Genomic DNA, 6,702 nt, shown 5'->3' on the forward strand with positions numbered 1-6,702 from the left:
GAATTTGTATAGTCTGACACACAATTTGTTATGAATACCAGCAACAATTCCAATCACAATCGTATTGTGGTTCTCGATACCGAAACAACCGGTATGAACCGAGAAGGTGGCCCTCATTATCAAGGCCATCGCATTATAGAAATCGGTGCGGTTGAAATCATCAACCGTAAGCTGACAGGGCGCCATTTTCATGTCTACCTCAAGCCGGATCGTGCCATTCAACCGGATGCGATTGAAGTTCACGGTATCACGGACGAATTTCTGGTCGATAAGCCAGAGTATCGTGATGTTCACCAAGAGTTTCTAGCATTTATTCACGGTGCCGAGCTGGTCGCGCACAATGCGCCCTTTGATACCGGTTTTATGGACCATGAGTTTTCATTATTGGATCCTAACATAGGTAAAACTCATGACTTCTGCCGAGTTACCGATACCCTTGCGATGGCGAAGAAAATCTTCCCAGGCAAGCGCAATAACCTCGACGTATTGTGTGACCGATACGGGATAGACAATTCACATCGAACTCTTCACGGCGCTTTGCTTGATGCCGAGATTTTGGCCGATGTATACTTATTGATGACAGGTGGCCAGACATCATTGCAGTTTAGCTCAAGTCAATCGGCAGATGGTGGATTGGGAGGAGAATCTATAAAACGAGTGTCTGGTGGACGAAAATCGCTAAAGGTTATCCGAGCCACGGCCGATGAACTAAAAGCACACAGTGATCGTTTAGACCTAGTTGAGGAGAGCGGCAGCTGCCTCTGGCGTCAGTAGGAGAAGAAATGTTGAAGATTTGGTTTACCTTATTTGGTTTGTTAGCCAGTGCCTTTGTGTATGCTGAGGAATCTTCAATGACTCTGCTTGATAATCGATTTCGAGTCGATCCGACCATAGAGCAAATCACTTTTGTTGTTTATCGAGCTGAACGCTCACGACCTGTGGTTTTGGTGCGTCCTGATGGTAAAAAATATTATGCATGGCGTAAGCCGGATAATGTGCGCTGGTACCAAGAACCAGCAATGGATATCATCTCCATCGATAAGCCGATGCCAGGGCCATGGCAGGCCGTAGGTAAAGTTACCCCAAAAAATAAAATCGTTTTGATCTCTCACCTCGCTCTTACCACGGAAAGAATGCCATCTCGATTGTTTCAGGGAGAGCAAATAAAATTCACCGCTCGCATTACTTCTGACGACCAACCGATAGTGATGAGAGACTTTCTAGATAGAATCAATCTCTTGGTGACTTTCACTAAGTATGTGGAAAATGAAGCGTCACTCATCAAAGAAGCAAGGCCGATCGCCCATAAAATTGGAGACTTTGCTGATGATGGGGTTGGTTTGGACGAGGTAGCTGGAGATGGTGTCTTTACTGTATCACTCAATATCACTCCAGAACCGGGCAAGTACCGCGTTCGCATCACCTCAGGTAATGGTGTTTTCCTGCGGGCTCAAGAGCAAGAAGTTTTGGTCTATCCAACGCCGATACAAACCACTTTTATTCAAAGCCGCTTTGAAGGTAAAGAGCACATGGTGGCGGTTTCGGGTGAGAAAGGCATGATAGAGCCGGGTAGTATTGCGGCTCAAATCGAACATATGTCGCCAGATGGTGAAGAGTATGTGATGGCAAAAAGTGCTGCTGAAGAGGCTGAGAGAGTATTAATACCGATCCCGTATAACGGGGATATTGGCAACTACTCTTGGATGGGGCAAGCTTTTGCGACTGAATTAGGTTCGGGTCGACCACTCTATTTTCCAATCAAAAAGCAGACATACAGCGTTCTTCAAGAAGTTGATATTGCCGAAACCCGAAGACTTCAGGAAGAAGAGAGACTAAAACAGCAGAAATTAATGGAAGAAATGCGTTTGCTTGAAATGCGAGAAGAAAAGCGCACCAATACCATGATTATGATTGCTGTGGCCAACATAGTCGTGATTCTTATTGGGGTAGCAATGTATTTTGGTATCGGCAAACTGAAATTAAGACCGAAGAAAGAAGAAATACCTGAAATGCAGTTAGAGATGCCTAAGAAGTAGTGAAACCATTGGCACCATAAAAGGAAAGGGCTGCCTAGGCAGCCCTTGTTGTTTGTTTTACGCTACTTCATCCATCCGAGGAAACGCCTCTTTGGGTGTCGCAGCTAAGTGCTTTGGGTCAAAGTCATCCACGTTGATCACATACAAACGGTGCTGCTCTGCATCTCGCAGTAACTTGGCATCGTCTGAGTCTATAATGCCTTTTTCTAAGCCAATATCTGCGATGAGATCCAATCTTAAGAATGGACGTCGCTCATCTATCGCTTGGCATACCTTGTTAAACACAGGTTCAGCTTGCAAAATGACATGCAGCGCTTGCTCAACTTTACCAGCGGCATTAAATTCGCTCGCTTGGAAATATTGGTTACGTCCTAAACGATCACGCGTTGCTGATGGTGTTTGTAGAATCCGCGCTACTTCACTATCGAGTTGATCGCTAGGGGCTTTTCTAATTCGACCAAAAGGAAGAATCACAAATCTTAATGCTTTTCCTAACCACTTGTTAGGGAAGTTAGCCAACAGCTCATCAATAGCAATTTCTGCTTGCTTTAGACTGTCTTGAAGCCCCCAGTGTAATAACGGCAAGTCATCGGCAATACGACCATCACTATCAAAACGTTTCAATGTTGCAGAGCTTAGATACAGCTGGCTGAGGATGTCACCTAAACGGGCAGAAAGTCTTTCTTTACGTTTTAAGGTGCCGCCCAATACCGCCATTGAAATATCAGATAGGAAGGCAATATTTGCACTGTAACGATTCAGCTGTTGATAGTAGCGACTGGTCGAGTCGTTCACCGGTGTCGATGAAAAACGACCATCTGTCAGGCCTAACCAGAAGCTGCGTACTAGGTTACTCAGAGTAAAGCTAACGTGGCCTGCTAAGGCGGCGTCAAATTTATCTAGCGCATCTGAGTCTTGAGAATAAGCGGCATCCATTTCTTCAAGTACGTATGGATGACAGCGAATTGCGCCTTGACCATAAATAATCATTGAACGGGTTAGGATATTAGCACCTTCAACGGTCACCGCTATCGGCGCACCTTGGTAGCCGCGAGCTAAGAAGTTTGATGGGCCTAAACAGATACCCTTACCACCAACGATGTCCATGGCATCTATGATGCTTTGCTGACCCCTGTGGGTACAGTGGTATTTAACAATCGCAGAGATAACCGATGGTTTTTGTCCAAGGTCGATTCCGGCCACTGTGAGGTTACTTGCGGCATCCATGACATAGGCATTACCACCCAAACGAGCGAGCGGTTCTTCAACCCCTTCCATTAGGCCGATAGGCTGTTTAAATTGACGACGGATACGTGCATATGCACCTGTGGCCAGCGCCGCGGTTTTGATGCCGCCGGTTGAGTTTGAAGGAAGTGTAATACCACGTCCGACTGATAAACACTCAACCAACATACGCCAACCTTGGCCTGCCATTTTAGGGCCACCGATAATGAAATCTAATGGGACGAATAGATCTTCACCACGTGTAGGGCCATTTTGAAACGGCACATTAAGCGGGAAATGTCGGTTACCTATTTCCACACCTTTTAGATTGGTTGGGATAAGCGCACATGTGATGCCTACCTCTTGCTCGTCACCCAATAACCCCTCTGGATCACGCAGCTTAAAGGCTAAACCAAGCACGGTAGCGATGGGCGCTAATGTGATATAGCGCTTGTTCCACGTTAGGCGCATACCTAGCACTTCTTTTCCTTCCCATTTCCCTTTACACACTATGCCAAAGTCTGGAATTGAGCCTGCATCGGATCCCGCTTCTGGGCTGGTTAAAGCAAAACATGGGATCTCTTTGCCTTCAGCAAGTCTTGGAAGGTAGTGATCTTTTTGTTCTTTGGTTCCATAGTGCTGAAGAAGCTCGCCAGGGCCAAGTGAATTTGGTACGCCAACGGTTGAAGACAGAACCGATGACACGCCGGTAAGCTTTTGCAAAACGAGAGATTGAGCGTAAGCCGAAAACTCTAAACCGCCATACTTTTTCTTGATGATCATGGCGAAGAATTTTTTGTCTTTTAGGTATTGCCATATCTCTGGTGGTAAGTCTGCGAGTTCATGAGTCACCTGATAGTCATTGACCATGGCGCAGACTTCACTGACTGGACCATCGAGGAATGCTTGTTCTTCAGCACTGAGCTCGGGTGCGCGAATATCATGCAGCGCGTTCCAATTTGGTTTCCCTTTGAACAGTTCAGCTTCCCACCAAACCGTCCCCGCATCTAGTGCTTCTTTTTCTGTCTGTGACATTTCAGGCAGCACTTTTCTAAATACAGTCAGCGCTTTTTTACTGATCAGTGACTGACGTAACGAGGGGATGGTAAGAACAGCCACTGACGCTATGAAAAGGATCCAGCTAACTGAACCTGCAGCGCCAAAGACTGACAGTACTAATAAGGTTGCGGTAAGAGCAGCCACAGATTTTATCAAGGCTGTTCGGTGATAAAGACAGACTGCCAGTACGACAGAAAATCCAAGTATTGAGAGCAAAGTGTCCATGATTTATGTTCCTTGTTCAGCGTTACTATCTAGTTATACGCTGTAATGCAGCTAGAGGTCCAACCAGTAAGAGTGTAATAAAAATATTAAATAAATGTAAAACATAAATGTGCATGAAAAGTGATCTTAGTAGAGTAAAAAACCTAAAAATGAAGAAGGGAGCGGGTTTTTTAGGCGCAGAATCACGATAAAAATGGAATTGTTTGCTGGCAGCTATCGACACTGAGGATTGTTTGAGTAAACTCTGACTATAACTATGTCGATAAAAACCTCGACCTTTGAAGACCCAATAATTAGAGAACAACCTATGTATCAGGATTTGATCAAAAAAGAATTAACGGAAGCTGCTGACGTACTGAATGCATTTTTGAGTAATGAACAAAATATTGCTCAAATCGAAGCAGCAGCCAAGATGCTCGCTGATTCTTTCAAACAAGGCGGCAAAGTGCTTTCTTGTGGAAATGGCGGCTCGCATTGTGATGCGATGCATTTTGCTGAAGAGCTAACAGGCCGCTACCGTGAGAACCGCCCTGGCTACCCAGGCATTGCGATTTCAGATCCTAGCCATTTGTCTTGCGTGAGTAATGACTTTGGTTACGACCATGTTTTTTCTCGCTATGTTGAAGCTGTTGGCTCTACCGGCGATGTCTTGTTTGGTTTATCAACCTCTGGTAATTCAGGCAATATTCTAAAGGCAATTGAAGCGGCAAAAGCTAAAGGAATGAAAACCATCGCGTTAACTGGCAAAGACGGCGGTAAGATGGCGGGGCTTGCGGATATTGAAATTCGTGTCCCTCACTTTGGCTATGCTGATCGCATTCAAGAAGTGCACATCAAGATCATCCACATAGTGATTCAGTTAATCGAAAAAGAGATGGAAAAGTAATCATTGTAAATGGTTAAGGGTTAATTGAACTTATATAATACCAGTGTTAAGCACTGGTATTGCTGTTTTATAAGGAGCTTTTTGAGCTATGTGTGAACTGCTCGGAATGAGCGCCAATGTGCCGACTGATATTTGTTTTAGTTTTACTGGATTGATGCAACGCGGCGGTAATACCGGCCCGCATCGTGATGGTTGGGGCATTACCTTTTATGAGGGGAAGGGCTTTCGTAATTTTAAAGATCCTAACCCAAGTTGTGATTCCAAAATTGCCGAACTAGTCCAAAACTATCCAATCAAAAGTTGTGCTGTGATCAGCCACATACGCCAGGCAAACCGCGGTGCGGTGAACCTTGAAAACACGCACCCTTTTACTCGTGAGTTGTGGGGACGTTATTGGACCTTTGCTCACAACGGCCAGTTATGTGATTACCAAGATTTGGTGACAGGGCGCCATCGTCCCGTTGGCCAAACCGACAGTGAGCTGTCTTTTTGCTGGTTACTAAAGCAAATGGAAGACAAGTACCCGCAGCCACCTCAAGACATGGCGAGTGTCTTTAAGTTTATCGCTCAGTGCTGTGACAAACTGCGCGAGAAGGGCGTATTTAATATGCTGTTGTCTGATGGTGAATATGTAATGACCTATTGTACTAACCATTTGTACTGGATTACCCGCCGAGCGCCATTTGGTAAAGCGTCTTTGATTGATGAAGATGTAGAGATCAACTTTCAGGAAGAGACGACACCAAATGATGTGGTGTCTGTTATTGCTACTCAACCTCTGACTGATAATGAAGAATGGCACCGAATGAAGCCCGGAGAGTTTGGCTTGTTCCATTGTGGAGAATTGGCCGATGGCAATGCCGATCAACTCATCGATGTGCCTTTTGCCGAGAAAAAAGTGAAATGCCAAGCGCCGACTGAGCCTCTAGAATAAGTATCATTGCGAGAAACTAAAAAGGCTGATGTATTACCATCTAATGCCGATCGGTTTAGAGACTTGAACGATCCTGGGATCGTATGATAATCCCCACTAACTTTGTTAGTGGGGATTTTTCTATGTTGGCTGAAGAGTTAGTTCTAGCTCATGATACTATTGAAGATGGCAAAAATTATGAGTCTGTAATTAATGCCATTCAACTTGAATGGATAGAGCAAGCTCTCTATGAAACATCTAAAGCGAGTATCAGAAGGCGTCGGCTACCAGCCCAACAAGCCGTATGGCTCGTCATTTGGATGGGATTGCAGAGAAATAAATCCATTAAAGAGGTTTGC

The 6,702-nt window shown here is 45.0% G+C and carries 6 protein-coding genes; 5 read left to right on the forward strand and 1 reads right to left on the reverse strand.

Translation table 11 applies throughout. From position 1 onward, the window contains the following. The first annotated feature begins 30 nt into the window (after positions 1-30). Positions 31-774, forward strand: coding sequence for a DNA polymerase III subunit epsilon (gene dnaQ / locus DPF90_RS05140; protein ID WP_114785246.1), 744 nt, complete (start codon positions 31-33; stop codon positions 772-774). An 8-nt stretch (positions 775-782) separates the two neighbouring features. Next, positions 783-2,036 carry a TIGR03503 family protein gene (locus DPF90_RS05145; RefSeq protein WP_114785247.1) on the forward strand — a complete coding sequence of 418 codons (1,254 nt, stop codon included), beginning with the start codon at positions 783-785 and terminating at the stop codon, positions 2,034-2,036. 57 nt (positions 2,037-2,093) lie between these two features. On the opposite strand, the gene fadE is transcribed toward DPF90_RS05145, so the two are convergent. After that, the gene (fadE, locus tag DPF90_RS05150) at positions 2,094-4,544 is read right to left on the reverse strand and encodes an acyl-CoA dehydrogenase FadE (protein ID WP_114785248.1); all 2,451 of its coding nucleotides are present in this window, start codon (positions 4,542-4,544) and stop codon (positions 2,094-2,096) included. A gap of 307 nt (positions 4,545-4,851) precedes the next feature. Here fadE and lpcA point away from each other — a divergent pair, with 307 nt between their 5' ends. The 3 genes from lpcA to DPF90_RS05165 form a co-directional block, all read left to right on the forward strand. After that, positions 4,852-5,430 carry a D-sedoheptulose 7-phosphate isomerase gene (lpcA, locus tag DPF90_RS05155; RefSeq protein WP_114785266.1) on the forward strand — a complete coding sequence of 193 codons (579 nt, stop codon included), beginning with the start codon at positions 4,852-4,854 and terminating at the stop codon, positions 5,428-5,430. Between the two features lie 88 nt (positions 5,431-5,518). Continuing rightward, complete coding sequence (locus DPF90_RS05160; RefSeq protein ID WP_114785249.1) at positions 5,519-6,364, forward strand: class II glutamine amidotransferase; 846 nt, start codon at positions 5,519-5,521, stop codon at positions 6,362-6,364. A 122-nt stretch (positions 6,365-6,486) separates the two neighbouring features. Beyond that, positions 6,487-6,702, forward strand: a 216-nt coding sequence (locus tag DPF90_RS05165; RefSeq protein WP_205395164.1) for a transposase domain-containing protein, incomplete at its 3' end; no start/stop codon positions are given.

The sequence above is a fragment of the Vibrio tetraodonis genome (genome assembly GCF_003350295.1).
Lineage (GTDB): Bacteria > Pseudomonadota > Gammaproteobacteria > Enterobacterales > Vibrionaceae > Vibrio > Vibrio tetraodonis.